The following is a 19,751-nucleotide window of genomic DNA, read 5'->3' as shown; positions in this document are numbered from 1 at the left end:
ATGACAAAGATTTTATTTCTGTGTGTCGGAAATTCAGCACGAAGCCAGATGTCGGAAGGGTTTGCCCGTGCTTTGGGGAACAACATGATTGAGGCTTACAGCGCCGGCTCAAAGCCGGCAGTACGGGTCGAACCCTTTGCCATAGAAGTGATGAAGGAGAAAAACATAGATATCTCCGCGCAACGGCCTAAAGGCTTTGAGGCTTTCAAAGATAAGGAGTTTGATTACATCGTTTCCATGGGTTGCGAGAAGGCCCGCCTGAACGGAAAATCATTCGGGCAGGTCTGCCCTTTTATGCCCGGAAAGAAGTATCTTGAATGGGATATCCCGGACCCGAAAGACAAGAGTATAGCCGAATTCCGGGCCGTCCGCAACATCATAGAACAGAACGTCAGGAATTTGATAGATTCCATCAACAAAGGAGGCGAATAAATGAAACGGCATTTTGATAACGAAGTAAAAAGCATCAACGAAAAGCTCGTCCGGATGGCAACCTTGGCGGAGGCGATGATTCGAATAGCGATTACGGCGCTGGTCGACCGCAATGAGCGGATTATCGCCGAGGCGCAGGAAAAGGAAAAAGAGGTGAACACCCTCCAGATAGAAATAGACGAGGATGTGATTACGCTGATAGCCCGGATGCAGCCGGTTGCCGGCGATTTGCGTTTCCTCATCGCCGCTTCTAAGATTAACGACGAGCTGGAGCGGATTGCCGACCAGGCGATTAATATTTGCCAGAATACGGTTTATTTATTAAAATATCCTCCGTTAAAGCCTTTTGTGGATACGCCGATTATGGCGGATATCGTCCAGAAGTCGGTGCGGGACAGCCTGAACGCCTTTATCCAGAGAGATGTCGCCTTGGCGCAGAAGGTGCTTGATTCGGATGATAAAATAGACGCCTTCAAGGACCAGATTTTCAGGGAGCTTTTGACTTATATGATATCAGATTCCCAGAGTATCCAGCGGGCGCTGGCGTTAATCCTTATTTCCAGGAACCTGGAAAAGATGGGCGACCACGCCACGAATATCGCCGAAGAGGTTATTTACCTGGTGCAGGGACGGGATGTCCGGCATCATCATGAGGAAAAGAAGCGCAAATGAAAACAATATTAGTCATTGACGACGAAAAAGACCTGATTAAACTGATTGAACACCATCTTTCCAAGGAAGGGTTTCTGGTCATCGGAGCCAAAGACGGAATACAGGGGCTGGAAATAATCCGCAAGCATAAACCGGATTTAATACTTCTGGATATTATGTTGCCGGGAATGGACGGATTAGAAGTATGCAAACGCCTCAAAATAAGCGCCGAATCTTCAAAGATACCCGTTATCATGCTCACGGCCAAGGCACAGGAAACGGATAAAGTGGTTGGATTGGAATTGGGGGCTGATGATTACATCACGAAGCCATTCAGCCCGCGGGAACTGGTGGCGCGCGTCAAGGCGGTCTTGAGAAGATTCAAGGAAAGCGAATCCAAGAAACAATTAACCATAGAAGATATCGTGATAGATTATAGCGGGAGAACCGTTGCCATAAAAGACAAACTCCTGAGCCTGACCAATACGGAATTCAACCTCTTGTGGCATCTGGCAAATAATATGGGGAAAGTCGTATCGCGGGACGAGCTTATTTCCGCCGGGCGCGGGGATGACGCCATGGTGATTGACCGGACCATAGATGTACATATCGCATCGCTAAGAAAGAAGATGGGTAAATATAAAAGCCGGATAGAAACAATCCGAAGCGTTGGTTATAAATTCACCGCCTCATAAAGTGTAAAATAACCGGCCCTTAAAGGAGTATCGTTTTGTTCCGTAAACTGTTTTTAACTTATTTCATCCTGATTATCCTGTCACTGGCGGTAATGTCGCTTATCGCAATCGGGTCGTTTAAGGAAGTTTACATACAGGAGATTAATCAGCAGCTCGATAACAACGCGCAAATGGCCAGCGCTTTAATCAAGGAAATAAACGTAAGCATTCCTTCGCTTGAATCAAGAATGGTTGAATTAGGAAAAAGCATCCGGACACGGATAACCATCATTGACAGGGACGGCAAGGTGCTGGCAGATTCCGAAAGAGACCCGGAAACGATGGTAAACCATAATGACCGGCTGGAAATTATCAACGCCCGTGCGACAGGCAAAGGACAGGCAATTCGTTTCAGCAACACCCTTTCTTTGGATATGATATATCTGGCAATCCCTTTAACACCGAACGCCCCTGCTGATAAAATAATCCGTGTAGCCCTGCCATTAAGCCAGATTAACCATATGACAAACCAGATGTATCGAACAATAGGGATTACGTTCGGCATCCTGATTATTATTGCGGTTTTAATGGGATTCTGGCTGACCAGGAAAGTCACGCGGCCTCTCAACAAAGTGGCTGCGGTTGCCGAATCCATCGCCAAGGGGGATTTCAGCCAGCAGATTTCCATTGCCTCCAATGACGAAATCGGGACGCTTACTAAGACAATCAACGTAATGAGCGACGAACTCCGGCAGAAATTCTCTGAAATCAGGGAAAAATCCAATATGCTTAATACCGTCCTTTCCACGACCTCCGAGGGAATAATCGCTTTCGATGATGAGTTGAAAATCATATTTGCCAATGCCGCCGCGGGTAAACTAATGGATTTTACCATAGAAAAAGCCGCGAATACCCATCTCTGGGAAACAGTCCGCCACGAACAGCTTGTTAAGTTTGTTAAAAACCGGCAGGTCGGTTCAATGAAAGGCTCTGCATCCATGGATATTGTATCGCCTAACGCCCGCCAATTGCGGCTGTATTACACGCCTATAAACGCGTTGCCTGATAACTTTATGCTGGTAATTTATGATGTGACGGAACAAAACCGTTTTGAGCAGTTGCGCAAGGATTTTGTCGCCAATGTCTCGCATGAATTAAGGACACCGCTTACTTTTATCAAAGGCTATGTGGAAACATTAAAAGAAGGCGGGATGGAGGATAAGCAAAGCGCCGCGGAGTTCTTGAATATCATCGACCGCAATGTCAAGCAGTTAACCAACCTGGTAGAAGACCTCTTGGAGCTGTCGCGCCTGGAATCTTCGCGCCCGATGGGGAGCATCATTCGCCTGAAACCAACCGCTATTAACAAGCTTATCGAAAGGGTGATTGAGAACTACCGGCCGGCTATTGCCGGCAAGCAGCATATTGTTACCAGGAATATTGATGCTTCCATTCCGGAAACGCCTCTTGACCCTGACCTTATGAGCAAAGCGATAGGGAATCTTATTGATAACGCGATTAAATATACTCCCAGCGGAGGTAAGATAGAGCTTAAAGCCGAAATCGAATTGGATAAGCTGAAGATAGAATGTATAGATAATGGAATCGGCATACCGCAAGAGGATTTGGCGCGGGTATTCGAGAGATTTTACCGGGTGGATAAATCCCGCTCCAGGGAAATGGGCGGGACCGGGCTGGGATTATCAATCGTCAAGCATATCATCCAACTGCATCAGGGCGAGGTTTCCGTACAGAGCGAAATCAATAAAGGAAGCACCTTTACCATAAAATTGCCGCTAAATTAGCGTGGAAATCACCGGTGCTAAGCCTGCTTTTAGGCATTATCAATTTATTGACTTTTGCGTAATAGCGGTTTATAATACGCGTAAAATTCCCATCGCCGAATCTCCTATATAGTAGGGGAATGGGGGAACCGACCCGCCCGAACCCCGATTTAATCGGGGGCAGGTAATTGGGGCGAATCCCCGCACTTACTTTTGGAAGAAAGGCTATCAGGCAAAAGATAGTTTATCTACAAAAGTAGGTGCGGGGTAGGGCAACTCTTTTTGCCCGAGCCCGTCAGCTAACCCCGTAGGCGTTAAAGGAGAGAACCCCCGCCCGGACGAATGTCCATTCGGACGAGTGCCGGAAATCCCGGAGGGCCCGACTCTCTAATAGGGATTATCCACGGAGGTTCTGTATGGAAGGCAATCCACTCAACGGCTCCAATCTTAACACCCCTCAAGAAGAACCGGATTTTGGCGCGCGCCTGAAGCGTTTCTTAATCGGCCCGCCTCGTGATCTGAAGGATAAGGGCATCCTGCACCGGCTTTCCCTGATTGCGCTCCTTGCTTGGGTGGGTCTGGGCGCGGACGGGCTTTCTTCATCTGCCTACGGACCGGATGAGGCCTTCCGCACGCTCGGGACGCATACTTACCTGGCAATCATCCTGGCAGCGGTAATGGCGCTGACCGTGTTTGTCATTGCCATTGCCTACAGCCGCGTCATCGAGCATTTCCCGCACGGAGGAGGCGGTTATGTCGTCGCCACGAAACTGTTGGGGGAGAAGGCGGGCCTTGTTTCCGGCTGCGCGCTTTTCGTGGATTATATACTGACCATTACTGTTTCAATCGCCGCTTCGGGAGATGCTTTGTTCAGCTTTCTGCCGATAGCCTGGCACCCATATAAAATATTCGTCGAGATTTTCTTTATACTCGTGCTGATTATCCTGAACTTACGGGGCGTCAAGGAATCCATCCTTATCCTTACGCCGATATTCATGCTTTTCGTGGTGACGCATTTTATCCTGATTTCGGTCGGGTTCTTAGTAAAGGCGCCGTCGCTTGGGGCAACGCTGGATACGGCACAGCAGGGATTTTCAAACGGATTGTCCACAATCGGCATCGGCGGTATGTTTGCGCTTTTCCTTTACGCCTATTCGCTGGGCGGCGGCACTTACACGGGAATAGAAGCGGTTTCCAACGGGCTGGCGATAATGCGCGAGCCGCATGTGCAAACCGGCAAGCGGACCATGCTCTATATGGCGATTTCGCTTGCCTTTACCGCTTCCGGTCTTTTGTTCTGCTATCTCCTCTGGAATGTCAGCGCGGTTGAGGGAAAAACCATGAACGCCGTTTTGGTTGAGAGATTTATTGAAGTCATTCCGCTCGGTTATATTTTCGTGGTGCTGACCCTGGTTTCCGAAGGCGCGCTTCTGGTGGTGGCGGCGCAAGCGGGTTTCGTGGATGGGCCGCGCGTGCTTTCCAATATGGCGATGGATTCCTGGATGCCGCGCAAGTTTGCTTCATTATCCGACCGCCTGACCATCCAGAACGGGGTAATGTTGATGGGTGGGGCGGCGCTTATCGCGCTTCTCTATACCAAGGGCGATGTCCGCCAGATCGTCGTCATGTACAGCATCAATGTTTTCCTGACTTTTTCCATGACCGAGCTTTCCATGTGCCGCTTTTATTTCAGCCGGCGCAAAGACCCTGCCGGATGGAAGAGAAAGATTTCCATCCACGTCATCGGCTTGACTATGTGCTCAACGATTCTTTGTGTGACCGTTTACGAGAAATTCCCGGAAGGCGGCTGGTTGACGCTGGCGGTTACGGGAGCCATCATACTTTTCTGCTTCTGGGTCAGGCGGCACTATCGGGCGCTGGGCAGAAAACTCGCCATGCTTTACACGCATCTTTCCAGTATGCCCAGGGTAACGGAAGTTTTGCCCGGCGCGGTAGATAAAACCCAGCCGACCGCGGCCGTTTTGGTGGGCGGATATAACGGGCTGGGAATCCATACCGTCTTCGCGGCCTTCCGCGAATTCCCCAACCAGTTTAAGAACGTGGTTTTCCTTTCCGTCGGCGCGGTTGATTCCGGCATCTTCAAAGGCGAAGATATGATTGAGCGCCTTAAAAATCAGACCGAGGACGACCTTAAAAAGTATGTCGAACTGATGCACGGGCAGGGCATGCCGGCGGATTACCGGATGGCGGTCGGCACGGACGTGGTGGCCGAACTTGAAAAACTCTGCCTGGATTTGAGCAAGGAATTTTCCCACGTGACATTCTTCGCGGGGCAATTGGTTTTCCAGCAGGAGCGCTGGTATCATCCGATGCTGCATAATGAAACCGCTTTTATTCTTCAGAAGAGATTGCAGTTATCTGAACATACATTGGTAATTATGCCGGCGCGGATTAAATAGTTTCGTTAATCGGTAATAAGTAAAAGAAGCTAAGGTTAATTCCACTTCGCTTAGCTTCCGCGACATGCGTTACTTTTGTGGACACCTGATTATTTAAAGGATAGAAGCACGTGGATGTCGTTGGGATGAATCGGTCCTTCTGGTTAATTCTGTTAAATTAGGAGTTGTTTTTTTGTAATGGAGAGTATCTTTTGGGTGAGGGGTTCTATGCCAATCCTCTTTAATGCGGAAATCGATAACGCCTTTATCTTTAGCCTGCCTAAATCCGCACTCTTAGGCAAGTCACACTTATTTATAGCTAAGATTGTTGCCCTCTCCCTGAACCGTGTTGGGTTCAGGGCGGTGAACCCTAAGTGGTTAACCGTTTCTTCTGCCTTCTCACGCCGTTTGGAACCGTCTACCATGTAAATAATAATATCGCCTTTCCGGAATATTCTTTTTGTGTTTATTGAATTACCTTTTAACCAACCGGCGGTATCCGCCAGCACAAACGGGATTCCTTTTATCGCGATTGTTTCTTCCACCACATCACGGGTTGTGCCGGGAGTCGGATGCTCAATTACCCGCTTTTGGCCTGCCAGCACATTGAAGAGTGTAGATTTCCCGCTGTTTGCCTTTCCGACTAAAACAATTCGCCTTGGATGGTTAAACAGTTTTTCCATCCGCTTTGATTCCGGTGGTTGTTTGCTTGGTTTGGCAAGCCTTTGCAGGAAGAACCTGCACGCCAGTTCTGTCTTTGCACTCAACAGCGATTCCAGAATGCCTTTTTGGACGGAGTTTACCCTTCTATTCTTCAGGGCCAGTTTCAGCAATTGCTGAGTAGTAATTATTTTAATCCCGCTCTTTTTAAGTGCTGAGATTATCTTATCTGCTACCAAAACGCTGCCGTGTGAGTTTATCTCCACGGTATCCAGCCCGCTTAAACTTTGTTTGGCAGGAATCAGGTTTATAATAACTTCGTCTATGATTTTGCCTTTATCCTCGAAATACCCGAGATAGAGTTTGTTAGGCCTGATAATTGAGGTTTTCCCCTTAAGGAAGGGCAATATCTTTTTGTTCACACCTTTACCAATGAAGTGTATAATATTTATCCCGCCTTCTGCTGGGGGAGTAATAGGTAATGCGTAAAGCATTGTTTGGGGCTCTTTCATTAGTACACCGATTTAGTGGATTAGGCGGATTTTTATCATATAAGGATTATCAGCTTTATCAGTTCAATCCGTGTGCAAAATTTTTCTTAATACGCGCGTTTAAAGAGAACCACAAAGACAGTTTTAATGATTATATTAAGGTCTAATCCAAAAGACCAGTTTTCTATATAATATATGTCGAGCTTTGCCATTTCGTCAAAGGAAACCATATTACGGCCACTGACCTGCCAAAGTCCGGTTACTCCAGGTTTGGTTTCCAGGCGGCGTTTGTGCCATTCCTTGTAGTGTTCTATCTCATAAGCGAGTGCGGGGCGGGGACCTATTAAGCTCATATCGCCTTTAATCACGTTAAATAATTGCGGCAGTTCGTCTATGCTCAGCTTCCTCAGCCACTTTCCGATCTTGGTAACGCGCGGGTCGTGTTTTATTTTATACACGGTTTTCTTTTCCCCGGACGCTTCTTCAATGGTGCCTTCAATCCATTTCTTGGTGAAATCCTTGTGTATCGCGCGGCTGGTATCCGTCATCATGGTGCGGAATTTCAGGAAGACAAAGCGTTTGCCGTTATGCCCGATGCGTTTCTGCATGAATAAAACAGGCCCGGCAGAGGTGATTTTGATAAGCAGTGCGGAAACGAGCATTACCGGTGAGGTTAGGATAATGAGAAGCCCGGCACAGAAGAGGTCCAGAATCCGCTTGGTCAGGGCGTTTAAGCCGGTTATATTTGAACGGCGCATCCCGATTAAGGGGATGCCTCCTAGGGAATCCACCTTTACCCAATCCATCATGATTTCGTATAAGTCAGGCACCATTTTCCAGGATATTTTCGCTTTCAGGCATATTTCTACGAGATTTAGCAGTTTTTCCCTGGGTGCGCCTGTAAGCGCAATCCAAATTTCCTGGACATTTTTTTCCGCGATGATTTTTTCTATATCCTTTAGTTTTCCCAAAACAGGGTAATTAAAATGTTTGGGCGGTTCATCTCCAGTCCCGATAAAGCCTAGGAGGTTATAGCCGAATGAATATCCGGAAATCTCATCAGCCAGTTGTTTGCCGACGCTATTATTACCTATGATAATAAGGTTGGTGATACTTCCGGATTTTTTGAGCAGGATTTCCTGCAACCAGCGCATTATAATCCGGCAGGTTAGGATAGCCATGGCCGCCAATACGGCGAAAAACGCCAGGACTGCACGTGAATATTCAAATTCCCGGTAGAAGAAAAGGAAAGAAAGCGAGATTAGCACGCAGAATAAAACGGCCTTAAAAACGGTGATTATTTCATCCGAACCTTTGAGTGCCAGAGCATATACCCCGCTGAAGCGGAAGATAACCAGCCAGATGATCAGGATATAAGGAAGCGTTTTGAGGTAGATTTCCAAAGGCGGGTCGCCCTGCCTGAAAATATCCCAATCTTTAAAGAGATAGAAGCGTATTGCCAGGCTTGCCAGATACGCCGCGGAAATGCCCAGTATATCGGCAATTAAGAGCAAAGCCTTATACCTTTGTTCCTTTTTTATGATCATTTTTGCGGAGTTTGTTGTTAATAGGGGATTACATCATCCAGAAGGGAAAAACTAACGATTTGCTCCTTACGGATGATTACTTCATTCCTGTTTTTATGTATTCCGTTTTTCCTCGTTTGGTTTATATACTGTTCTTTGGTGGATGTGCTTTCGCGGTTATCATGGACATCCACATCATTAAGTGTGATGAAACAATCATCGTATGATTTCAAAGTCCCCATATAGATATAGGAGGAATTGGTATCCACAATCACTTTTTCCACTTTAAAGCCTTGCCACTTTTTGGTTTCGGATGCCATTTAAATTATCCTAATACGATATTAACGATATCGTTATAAAACGCAAAAAATACAAGAGAAAGGATGATAAAAAGTCCGATATATTGCGCCACCATCTGTACTTTTTCGCTAACCGGCGTTCCCTTCATTTTTTCTATTAATGTCAGGAATATCCCGCCTCCGTCCAAGACCGGAATTGGCAAGAGATTTAGGATTGCTAGGTTCAGGCTGAATAAAGCCAGTAGCCAGAGGAAATACGAAATACCTTCTGTCTGGACGACAATATAAGAAAACCTGAAAATTCCTATCGGACCGGCCAGTCCCTTGGTGGATTCTTCCCCTTTGAACAGTTTTCCTATTAGCTGGAAAGTAAGGACGACCAAATCAACCGATTCGTTTAATCCTTTGATGATGGCTTCTCCGAATCCGTATTTTTGCTGGACGCTTTTCGGTTTGAACTCTATTCCTAATAGCCACTGATCCTTTGCTTTTGGTGCAAGAGAGGTTTCAATTATTTCGTCGCCTCTTTTTATCTGGAGCTTTATGAGCTTGCCTTTGCTTTCCCAGACGATTTCGTCCAGTTCGGTTAAATCAGAAATTTCTTTATCGTTAGCCTTGATGATTATATCATCCGGTTTGAGGCCAGCGGATTCCAGGGGGGAGCCGGCTGGAATTTCTCCTAAAACATTACTTGAGGCAAAAATCATATCAACCACTCCTGAGCCGTCAAAATCAGCCCTTGGTGTGAGCTTAAGCGTGAACTCTTCTTTTTTTCTCAATATTTTTACAGATAGTTCGGTATTGCTGTGGGCGTTGACTATCTCCTTGAATTTATGCCAGGAAAGTACGGGCATATCGTTTATAGACAATATTTTATCGCCCGGTTTTAAGCCTGCCATATCAGCCGGGGATTCTTTTTTTACCGAGCCGACAACTGCAGGAATGTTTTCGACCGCCTCGATATCATATAAAGAGTCCATAAACCTTTCGGGTTTTAGAGTCAGCGTTGTAACTGCCGAGACATTGATATTATCGGGCGAGGGTCGGCGTATTTTTATATTAATGGGCTGGTCCTTTTTTTCACTTGCCAGTTGGAGCATTTGTTTGTTACTATAAATGACTTTGCCTGAGATTTCCAGTATTTCATCTCGTGGTTTTAGGCCTCCTTTTTCCGCGGCCGAACCTTTCCTGATATATTTGACCACGTTTGCCAGAGGCAGTGCGCCGAAGCCCTGGCTGCCCTGCGCTGTTACCGTGGCAGTGATTGTTTCTTCACCCCTCAGTGCTTTGACACGTAGTTCGGTGCCCAGAGGTGAGCGCAATACTGCCCTGCGATAATCTTCCATTGTTTTAACAGGCTGGTTATTTATTTCAAGGATTGTATCGCCTACCTGCAAACCCGAATTCCATTCTGATTTTCCCGGAGAGATTGAGCCGATTTGCGGGGAGCTGAAATTTACGCCCAGAAGATACATTATGATGCATGCCGGAATGGCAAACAGCAAGTTCATGGTTGCCCCGGCGGCAAAAACCCCTATGCGTGTAAAAGGTGGCTTCGAGATAAACTCATCAGGAGAGCCTTTTTTCTCCTTATCGGCAAAGCTTTCGCCGGCCATTTTTACATAGCCGCCCAGCGGAATCAAGCAGATGCGGTATTCCGTATCTTTGTGGGTATAACCGATTATTTTGGGTCCGAAGCCGATAGCAAATGCCTCCACTTTTATTTTAGAAAGCTTTGCCACTATAAAGTGGCCCAATTCATGGACGAAAATAAGAATTGTTATGCCAAACATTACGATAAGAACGGTGAATACAGGACCGAATATTGACATCATTTTTTATGCCTCCTTATTTCTTTTCTTGCCCATTCATCGGCTTCCCAGATATCCCTTATGGTGGGGTTAGCGATGATTTTATGCTTATTCAGCGTTTTTTGGGCTAATGGAATTATATCGGTAAAATGTATCTTTCTTGCCCTGAACATTTTCACGGCTTCTTCGTTTGCTGCATTGAGGACCGCTCCGCTTGTCCCGCCTTCTTCTACGACCTGATAGCCCAGCTTTAAAGCGGGGAATCTATCCTTATCCGGTTTGGAAAACGTCAGATCAGGCAGGCAATTATTTATGATTGTTCCGTTTGATGCCGGAAGCCGTTCGGGGTAAGTCAGGGCGAATTGTATCGGAGTTTTCATATCGGGTTTGCCCATCTGCGCGATTATCGAGCCGTCGCGGAATTCAACCATGGAATGGACGATACTTTGAGGATGGATTACTACTTTTATCTGGCCGACTGAAAGGTTAAAAAGCCAGTGTGCCTCTATTATTTCCAGCGCTTTATTCACCAGAGTTGCCGAATCTATGGTTATCTTTTCTCCCATTTTCCACGTAGGGTGTTTTAGCGCCTCTTCCAGCGTTATTTTATTAAGCGCCTGCTTTTTATGGTTATAAAAAGGGCCTCCGGATGCCGTAAGGATTACTTGTTTGATATCGCTGTGATTTCCGCAATGAAGCGCCTGGAAAACCGCGCTGTGTTCGCTATCTACCGGCAAGATAGTAATCCCTTTTTTACTGGCTAAAGGAATGATTATTTCACCGGCCATTACCAGGACTTCTTTATTAGCCAGCGCTAGGTTTTTGCCGGCATTAATTGCGGTCATCGTAAAGGGGAGCGCTTCCGCTCCGGAAATTGCCACCAGCACCATATTAACCGAAGGTTCGCCTATCATTCTATGGATATCATCGCGTGTTTGGCAGATATTGACGGGATAATGTTTCAGGCGGCTTGCTAAGGCATCCGAGGCGTTTTTGTCAATCAAAGCAACCGATTTCGGCTTGACTGTTTTTATCTGTTTTAATAAAAGCGGCCAGTTGGAATTTGCGACCAATCCGGCAACCTCAACTTTTTCTTTAATCACGCCTTTTTTATTTAGGTTATTGAGATGTGTTACGACTTTCACGGCGTTTTGGCCGATTGACCCTGTAGAGCCGAGGATAATAATTTTCATATCGGGATAATTTATATCGGGTTATATAATTTATATATTGCTATTTGGGTGGCTCGCACTTCAGCACATCACCGGGTTTAATGCTTATTTTGTAAACCTGGACTTCTTTTGCCTTTCCTTTAAGTTTCACTCCGCCCACGCAGGCAAACTCAAAGTCCTTCTTTACGCATTCATAAGTGCTTTCTCCTATGGCTACCTCGTTAGAATCGGCATATTGGTTAAGGCGGGAAGCGATATTAACCACATCGCCCAGGACTGCATATTCAATTCGTGTTTTGGCGCCCACGTTGCCGGCAACCACGGTTCCCGTATTGACGCCCAAGCGGACATTATATTTAGGCGCATCCGGAGGTTCGTTTTTCTGTAGTTCCTGGACCGCCTCTATTATTTTCACACTTGCTTTCACGGCGTTAAGCTGGTGGTTTTCCAGGTCAATCGGTGCGTTAAAAGTGGCCAATACCGCATCGCCGATAAATTTGTTTACGCTTCCTTTGAATTCAAATATGATTTTAGTTATTGTTTCAAAGAATCCGTTCAGCATTTCCGCCAGTTGTATCGGGGTTATTTTCTCGGAAAGCGTGGTAAAGTTTTGTATATCCGCAAAGAGTATCGTTACCGCCCTTTCCTTTACATCCAGTGGATTTTCCTTGCCGCCTGACTGCTTGATTATCATTTCCACGACGTCGGGTGAGTGATACCGTTCCAGGTTTCCTCTTAACAGCGCTTCTTTCTGCAGCTTGTTATGCAGTTCATCCTGTTTCATACGGATGGCCACCTGGTTTGCGATAGCAGTCAGGAGCTCCAAGTCGTCATTGGTAAACGCATGCGTTTTCATCAAATTATCCACGTAGATAACGCCGAAGACATCTTCCTTTTCCCACAGGGGGACGCAAAGCGCCGAGCGGATGTTGAACTGTGCGATGGAAAGCCCGGATTGGAAACGCGGGTCATGCGCCGCATCGGATGTAATAAGCGAAACCTTGTCGGTTACCACTTTATTGGTAATGGTAGAGCTTATGTAAACTTCCGGTTCTTTTATTTGTTTACCTTCGGCTTTATCCTGTTTTTCTTTATCGGTAAGGCGCCGCTTAGTTAATTTAGGAACAAGTTTTCCGCTTTCTTTATCTAGGATCATGATAGTGCCGCGGTCCGCGCTGATGACGTCAAAGACGGAACTCATCCCTATTTCGAGCACTTCATCGAGAGTATCCGCCGTTGCCACGGCCCTGCCCAGATGATACAGGATGAAAAACCGCTCGCTTTCCTTGGATTTTTCTCCTGTTGCCTTGGCTGCCTGGGCGATTGATTGCCCGCTGGCGATTATATCCTTCACGTTCAGCCGGTAATCCAGCGAGAGCTCGCCTATATGCTTGACGACGTCGCTGTCAAAACTGCTTTTGCCCTGTTTAGGCGGCGGTACGGGCGGTTTGGGCGGGACCGGTACGTTAAACGATGATTGCTCCTTAAAAATAATAAGGGTGTTTCCTATCTGGATTTCATCACCGTCTTTTAAAGGTTCTGATTTTATTTTCTTTTTGTTAAGGAAGGTCCCGTTGGCGCTTCCCAAATCATAAATCGTATAAGTGGTTCCCTGTTTTAATATTTCAGTATGGCGCCGTGAAGCAAGGTTATCCGCCAGTTCCAGGTCATTTTCTGGTAGGCGGCCGATAGAGAAAGATGGTTTATTGATAACTACTTCCTTGATGACCCTGATTCCCTGTTTTACGGTTAATGTAGGCATACCGTATAATATACAAATATATAAAAGTTTTTCAATATTATGATACTAAAAAGTTAACCGGGATTATTTACCTCGATGTAGCCTGGTTAGGCGCTTCACGCGGAAACTACCCGCCTATTTTACTTGCCATTTCAGGGTATTATTATTAAACTAAATAGCCGAATAAATGAAAAATATGTTTGAAGGTGCTTTTGTCGCTCTGGTTACACCTTTTAGAAGGGGGAAGATTGATTTTCCCAGGCTTATCGAACTCGTGGATTTCCAGATAAGATGCGGGATTAACGGCATTGTTGTCTGCGCCACGACCGGTGAGTCGTGTACTCTTTCCGGGGAAGAAAAAATATCCGTCATAAAAACAACCATCAGGCGTTGTAAAGGCAGGGTTCCTGTAATCGCTTACACCGGCACGAACGATACTTTTCGAAGCATTGCTTTTACCAAAACTGCTGCCTCGCTTGGTGTTGATGGGGCGCTTGTGGTCGTTCCTTATTACAACAAGCCTTCCCAGGAAGGAATGTTCCAGCACTTTAAAGCCATTTCCCAAAGCGTGCCGAAGGTCCCGCTTATTCTTTATAATGTTCCTTCGCGGACCGTCGTTTCCATAAAGCCGGAAACCATTGCACGCTTGAGCAAACTTAAAAACATCGTTGCCGTTAAGGAAGCGATAAGCGATATGGAAGAAATAAAACGCCTGAGGCACTTGTCTGATATTACCATCCTTTCTGGAGAAGATTCGCTTACCTGCCAGATGATGGAGCTTGGTGCGAAAGGCGTCATTTCCGTGCTTGCTAATATCATGCCGGATGAAGTTGTTCTTTTAGTCAATTTGTGCATCCAGGGGAATTTCAAAGAAGCGGCGAAGGTGCATGAGTATTTATTACCGCTTTCCAAGGCGCTATTTCTGGAATCCAATCCTGTCCCGGTAAAAACCGCCCTGGCGCTTGCCGGCAAGATAAACAACGAAGTGCGCCTGCCGCTAGTCCCTCTTGCCAGGGAAAACCTCCGCAAGCTGAAATCCGTTTTAAGGAAATATAAAAGTTAGTATCGGTAAATGGGCAAACTGTTTTCTTTCTTTATCGTTGTCTTCTGGGGAATAATGACTTTCCTTTATATAAGCAAGGAGGTTATTCCCGGCTTGCCAATTCTTTCTAATCCTTCTTATGAGACATTCCTTAAGAATAAATCAGCCATTACCCAAACGCGGATGGGTATTTATTTTCTTAATAAAAAGGTCGGATTTTCAATTACCGATATCGAACTCCGGGAAGATGGCTATCATAAAATATCAAACAACTCGGAAATAAATATCAGTTCATTTGTCCTCAACGAAAGAATCAAAATAAGCGGTTATACCCTGGTTAACCCGAAATACCAGCCGGACTCTTTCGAGTTTTTCATAAAGTCATCCGTCATCAATTATAAAATCAGCGGCAAGGCCGAAGGCAACGATATGGTCGTCACGGTATTTGACGGCGCCCAGACCAAGACCAGCCGTTATGAAAATACATCCAATGCGACACTCTCCAACGGCTTTTCGCCTTTTATTTCCATGCCTGCTTTAAGCGTGGGCAAGGAATGGACTATTACCATGGTTAATCCGATAAACGGTGCGGTCGAGCGCGTCCGTGCGGTGGTCGAATCCATGTCTAAAATGGAATGGCAAAACAAGGAATATGATGTTTATGAGGTTGTTCTGGATTATAAAGGATTTAAGCCGACCGCCTGGATTACACCGGACGGCCGTGTGCTAAAAGAAGAACTCATCGGTCCGGGCATATATTTCTTGAGGGAGCAAAACTAAGAGTAAATGATGTGGTATCTTATTAGATAGTCATACTTGTGAAAGCAGGTATCCAGTTTTGCCAACAGGATTGCTGGATTCCCGCTTGCGCGGGAATGACAATGAAGGAATGAGTTTGTGTTAAGCCGAGGAGCAGTATGATAAAACTTGAAAACTTAACCAAGCATTACGGAGACAAAATTGCCGTTTTTAACCTTAACCTGGAAATACCGTATGGCGAGCTTTTCGCCTTTATCGGCCCGAACGGCGCCGGCAAGACCACCACGGTCAAGATGATGGTCGGGCTCCTTAAGCCCACGTTTGGCTCTGTCAGTATCTACGGGCATAATATCCATCGCCAGAAAGAATACCTCGAAGCCAAAAAGATGCTCGCTTATATTCCTGACCAGCCGTTTGTTTATGACAAGCTTTCCGGCAGGGAGTTCCTCAAGTTCGTCGGCCATGTTTATAAGATGGAAAAAGACGTCTTCAAGCAGGCGCTGGATAAATATGTCGCCATGTTCGAGATGGGCGAGTATATCGACCAGCTGACGGAAACTTATTCCTTGGGCATGAAACAGCGCCTGATAATTTCCGCGAGTTTCCTGCACCAGCCCGCCCGGGGCGGATTGATTGTGGTGGATGAGCCTTTGGTCGGTTTAGACCCGGCAAGCATCAAGCTCGTCAAGGATTTATTCCGTAAGGAAGTAAAAGAAAACGGGCGGACGATATTCATGTCGACCCATCTTCTTTCCGTGGCGGAGGAAACCGCCGATCGCATCGGCATAATTAATAGGGGGCAATTGCTTACCGTAGGGACATTGCAGGAACTTAAAGCGCGCGCCAAGCAGGAAGGCCTGCCCACCGAAGCTTGGGCGCAGGCGGGAGATTTGGAGGATGTCTTCATGGCGCTGACACAAAACTGCTCAAAGGCAGACTAAAGAACGTAAGGATTAAAAAATAGATGAATAATTTTACGGCATTAGCCCAGACCAAATTCTGGGGATTGAAAAACCGCCTGCTCGGCTTGTTCCGGGAATCCAAGCTTAAGATTATCGTTATATTCCTGGCAACAGTTAGTTTCTGGTTCGGCCTGTATGCTGTTTTTACCAGGGGATACGTTTTCCTTTCCACCTTTCCGGATGTCGGGATAGATTTCCTTACTGAATATCTTTTCGGGCTATTATTCCTTGCTTTGACACTTATGCTTGTCGTCAGCAACGCCATCATCAGCTTTTCCGGCCTTTATAAAGCCAGGGAAACCGAATTCCTGATACCTTTCCCTTTAAGCAACGGCAGTTTGTTCGGTTACAAGTTAATGGAATCACTGAGCTTTTCATCGTGGGCGTTCCTTTTTCTGGTGACCCCGTTCCTTTTTGCTTACGGAATCCACCGGGGATTGCCTTTTTCCTTTTATCCTTTGAGCGTTATCTTTATCATCATTTATCTCTTTATCCCGGCCGGGATGGGCATATTTATCTCCATGATGATTGCCACCTACATGCCGCGCCGTAAAAGGCAGATTGTCCTTGTCGCCGTTGCCGCGACAATAGGCTTAGCCATGGTTTTGATAAGCACTCTTATAGAACTGCGCGGAACCGCGTTGACCTTTACCGTGCGCTGGATGGAGGAGTTCTTAAGCAAGTTCTCCTTTGCCCAGAACCCGCTTCTCCCCAGTTACTGGCTGGTGCAGGGGGTGATGTCCTCGTCAAGGGCGGACTTGCACGGGATAAGTTTCTTTTTCCTGTTTATCCTCGCGCAGTCTCTTTTTATCGTGTTCCTCTTGACGGCATTTGTCCGCCGGTATTATCTTACGGGCTATTCGCGGATGCAATCATCACGGAGCGATAAGAAATATCCGGTTAGCACATGGGTGGATTTCTTAGGGGGGATATGTCTCTTTTTACTGCCGAGGCCTTTAAGGGAAATAATAATCAAGGATATAAAATCGTTATTACGCGACCCTGTCCAGTGGTCGCAATCGCTTATCTTCTTCGGCCTCTTGGGCGTATATTTCGTCAACTTAAGGAATCTTCCGTATCTGCCGACTACGGAAAGGTTCTGGCAGTTCCTGATATCGTTCCTCAATCTCATGGCAACCAGCCTGACCATGGCGACCTTTACCACGCGTTTCGTCTATCCGCAGTTGAGTCTGGAAGGCCAAAGGTTTTGGGTCATCGGCATGGCGCCGATTACCCGGCGAACCATTGTCTACGGGAAATTCCTGCTTGCCCTGATAAGTTCTTTGGTGATAAGCGAGAGCCTGATGTTTGTCTCTAACCAGATGTTGAGGATTTCGCTTTATGATACGATAATGCAGGCGTATACGGTTTTTATTATATGCCTGGGTCTTTCAGGACTGGCGGTCGGCTTCGGCGCGATATACCCGAATCTTAAGGAAGATAATCCTTCCAAGATGGTTGCCGGCTTCGGCGGGACACTGACCCTGGTTTTAAGCATGATATTTGTTTTATCGATTGTATTCATACAAGCCGCTCCATCGCATTTATATCATTCATTCAGATATTTAGGCAGGCACGATTTGTATTTCTGGCGGATGGTAACAACCGGCTTAATCACCGTAATAGGCGTTGCCGCGGCATATTTTCCTCTGAGGTATGGACTGAAATCCATTGAACGGTTGGAGGTGTAGGGGGATGCTGATTTGCCGTTAGCTTCCCCACGTGCCCTTGAAGAGACCGCGAACGAATGTGAAGCGAACTAACGGAGCGGGCAGGGCTTTTAAAGCGATTTCTACCACTTTTCTTTAACCCGGTCAATCAACCGCCTAATGTCTTTTTCATATTCCGGTCTTAATCTGATGGATTCTTCGTAATCTTCAACTGCGCCCGGAAAATCACCCATTGTTTCCTTTATCGAACCTCTTTTGATGTAAACCTCGGCGTCTTCGGGATCAAGTTCAAGCACTTTAGTGAAATCAGCCAATGCTTCATTAAGCTTGTTGCTATTCCATTCTTTATCGGCGCGCCGATAATAAAATGACTTCGGGTCGCTTTTCATATTCTCCACCATTTCTTTGGCATGCTCGTATTCACTCTTGTGTATTATATAGATTTCTTTTTCAAGGGTAAGGTAAATTTTCCAGTCTTCCAGAGCACTCTCGTATTCCTCCAATGCGCATTTTGCCATGGCGCGATTGGTATACGCTTCTGAAAGCTTGGGATCTATTTCAATGGCCCTATTGAATAGGTAAATGGCTTCTGCATAAAACGCTGCGTTGAATTTTTCCGTTCCTTCGTAGTTGAAAGCACGAGCATCGCCATTGTTTCCACAGGAAATCAACCCTGCTAACGAAATCACGCCTAATAAGAACCTTTTTCCCACTGAAAGAGATTTACCTGCGTTTCGCATTTGTTTTCTCCTTTATTTGTGTACCGCATTTGGCCATGGAAACAGGTTGGGGCTATCGTGGAATACTCCTGTTACCTCCCCGACGCCATGGGCCGGGACTCCACTTCCCCTCTCGAGATGCCTATTGGATACGTTCCGCTTTATTTACCAGATGTTATAAATCAATTTTCTTTATGGGCACTAAACTCTGGATTGGCACGTGCAGCTTTTAGAGCATATTACTTATCGCTTATTATATGAAAGGAGTATTTTGTGTCAAGAATAATTCATTAGCAGCACGTTGATTTTATTGGAATTGGCAAAAGTGTCCCACGTGTTGCTCACGTGTCAGGCCATGTGTTTTATGGGTAGAGTGTCTCATGTGTTTTACTTGCACGCTGTTTTTTCATGAGATAAAGCATCCGGTAATAAGCGACTTTAAAAAGCAGGGTGAAGACAAACCCAAAAACCAGGAAAAACGATTCGCCATCGGTGATGGTGGCAATCGTGCTGACAATCGTCACGGCGGAAATAATTGTCTCTATTACTGGAAAATTGTCATGGGTTTTCAGGCGATAAACCAAAAGGCACACAAAATCAGAAATTAGCAGTCCCTCGAAATACCCGCGGAAATCGCCCATGGCATCCATAAAGAGCATTGTGGAAATCAGAATCGCCAACCGTAATAGATTAAAAAGAATTCGGAAGAGAGTTCGTGAAGAAAGAAATTTATCGTGCTCAACGCTGATTTCTTTCCTTTCCGGTTTGGGCGATTTCTCCACCCGGGCGTTTTCTTCTTGCTTTTTTGTGCGCCAAAGGCATTCCGGACAGAGATCCCGTGCGCCGGCCATGCGGATAGCCTGGAAAGGAAACGGCTTAAAGCAAACTTCGCACAGACGGCCTTTGTCGGTGGTTTCCTTAACCATAATTGGCAATATAACATTTATCCGCTATGGCTG

At 46.2% G+C, this 19,751-nt stretch carries 17 protein-coding genes; 9 read left to right on the top strand and 8 right to left on the bottom strand.

Annotation, left to right across the window (positions count from 1 at the left end; all coding sequences use genetic code 11):
* The 5 genes from HY811_01050 (at position 1) to HY811_01030 (ending at position 5,961) form a co-directional block, all read left to right on the top strand.
* Complete coding sequence (locus HY811_01050) at positions 1 to 432, top strand: arsenate reductase ArsC (GenBank protein ID MBI4833393.1); 432 nt, start codon at positions 1 to 3, stop codon at positions 430 to 432.
* Positions 433 to 1,104 (top strand): phosphate signaling complex protein PhoU, encoded by a 672-nt coding sequence (gene phoU / locus HY811_01045; GenBank protein ID MBI4833392.1) that lies wholly within the window; start codon positions 433 to 435, stop codon positions 1,102 to 1,104. It begins immediately after the preceding gene.
* Positions 1,101 to 1,778: a response regulator transcription factor gene (locus tag HY811_01040; protein ID MBI4833391.1), complete on the top strand. Its 678-nt coding sequence runs from the start codon at positions 1,101 to 1,103 to the stop codon at positions 1,776 to 1,778. Before phoU ends, HY811_01040 begins: the two co-directional genes overlap by 4 nt.
* 35 nt (positions 1,779 to 1,813) lie before the next feature.
* Positions 1,814 to 3,562 carry a HAMP domain-containing protein gene (locus HY811_01035; GenBank protein ID MBI4833390.1) on the top strand — a complete coding sequence of 583 codons (1,749 nt, stop codon included), beginning with the start codon at positions 1,814 to 1,816 and terminating at the stop codon, positions 3,560 to 3,562.
* 395 nt (positions 3,563 to 3,957) lie between these two features.
* The gene (locus HY811_01030) at positions 3,958 to 5,961 is read left to right on the top strand and encodes an APC family permease (GenBank protein MBI4833389.1); all 2,004 of its coding nucleotides are present in this window, start codon (positions 3,958 to 3,960) and stop codon (positions 5,959 to 5,961) included.
* Positions 5,962 to 6,113: 152 nt separating this feature from the next.
* On the opposite strand, the gene HY811_01025 is transcribed toward HY811_01030, so the two are convergent.
* The 6 genes from HY811_01025 to HY811_01000 form a co-directional block, all read right to left on the bottom strand.
* A complete protein-coding gene (locus HY811_01025) occupies positions 6,114 to 7,094 on the bottom strand; it encodes a GTP-binding protein (GenBank protein ID MBI4833388.1) in 981 nt (326 codons plus the stop codon).
* A gap of 104 nt (positions 7,095 to 7,198) precedes the next feature.
* Positions 7,199 to 8,638, bottom strand: coding sequence for a sugar transferase (locus HY811_01020; GenBank protein MBI4833387.1), 1,440 nt, complete (start codon positions 8,636 to 8,638; stop codon positions 7,199 to 7,201).
* 17 nt (positions 8,639 to 8,655) lie between these two features.
* Positions 8,656 to 8,937: a hypothetical protein gene (locus HY811_01015; GenBank protein ID MBI4833386.1), complete on the bottom strand. Its 282-nt coding sequence runs from the start codon at positions 8,935 to 8,937 to the stop codon at positions 8,656 to 8,658.
* Between the two features lie 5 nt (positions 8,938 to 8,942).
* Positions 8,943 to 10,751 carry an RIP metalloprotease RseP gene (rseP, locus tag HY811_01010; GenBank protein ID MBI4833385.1) on the bottom strand — a complete coding sequence of 603 codons (1,809 nt, stop codon included), beginning with the start codon at positions 10,749 to 10,751 and terminating at the stop codon, positions 8,943 to 8,945.
* Positions 10,748 to 11,920, bottom strand: a complete 1,173-nt coding sequence (locus tag HY811_01005; GenBank protein ID MBI4833384.1) for a 1-deoxy-D-xylulose-5-phosphate reductoisomerase — start codon at positions 11,918 to 11,920, stop codon at positions 10,748 to 10,750. The genes rseP and HY811_01005 overlap by 4 nt, the downstream gene beginning before the upstream one ends.
* 40 nt (positions 11,921 to 11,960) lie before the next feature.
* Positions 11,961 to 13,661, bottom strand: coding sequence for an FHA domain-containing protein (locus tag HY811_01000; GenBank protein MBI4833383.1), 1,701 nt, complete (start codon positions 13,659 to 13,661; stop codon positions 11,961 to 11,963).
* A gap of 175 nt (positions 13,662 to 13,836) precedes the next feature.
* Between HY811_01000 and HY811_00995 the strand changes: the two genes are divergently transcribed.
* The 4 genes from HY811_00995 to HY811_00980 all read left to right on the top strand — a co-directional run bounded on the left by HY811_00995 (position 13,837) and on the right by HY811_00980 (position 18,094).
* A complete protein-coding gene (locus HY811_00995; GenBank protein MBI4833382.1) occupies positions 13,837 to 14,703 on the top strand; it encodes a 4-hydroxy-tetrahydrodipicolinate synthase in 867 nt (288 codons plus the stop codon).
* Positions 14,704 to 14,712: 9 nt separating this feature from the next.
* Complete coding sequence (locus tag HY811_00990) at positions 14,713 to 15,462, top strand: hypothetical protein (protein ID MBI4833381.1); 750 nt, start codon at positions 14,713 to 14,715, stop codon at positions 15,460 to 15,462.
* 137 nt (positions 15,463 to 15,599) lie between these two features.
* Positions 15,600 to 16,382, top strand: coding sequence for an ABC transporter ATP-binding protein (locus tag HY811_00985; protein ID MBI4833380.1), 783 nt, complete (start codon positions 15,600 to 15,602; stop codon positions 16,380 to 16,382).
* Positions 16,383 to 16,405: 23 nt separating this feature from the next.
* On the top strand, positions 16,406 to 18,094 hold the full coding sequence (locus HY811_00980) for a hypothetical protein (protein MBI4833379.1): 1,689 nt from the start codon (positions 16,406 to 16,408) through the stop codon (positions 18,092 to 18,094).
* Between the two features lie 101 nt (positions 18,095 to 18,195).
* Here the strand turns inward: HY811_00980 and HY811_00975 are convergent, their stop codons facing one another.
* Positions 18,196 to 18,813, bottom strand: a complete 618-nt coding sequence (locus tag HY811_00975) for a tetratricopeptide repeat protein (protein ID MBI4833378.1) — start codon at positions 18,811 to 18,813, stop codon at positions 18,196 to 18,198.
* A 341-nt stretch (positions 18,814 to 19,154) separates the two neighbouring features.
* Entirely contained in the window at positions 19,155 to 19,718 is a 564-nt protein-coding gene (locus HY811_00970; GenBank protein MBI4833377.1) for a hypothetical protein, read from the bottom strand.
* Positions 19,719 to 19,751: the final 33 nt, after the last annotated feature.

This window comes from Planctomycetota bacterium, assembly GCA_016207825.1.
GTDB lineage: Bacteria > Planctomycetota > MHYJ01 > JACQXL01 > JACQZI01 > JACQZI01.
The sequence above is the reverse complement of the archived record's forward strand: the minus strand, read 5'-3'. Positions and strand labels throughout refer to the sequence as shown.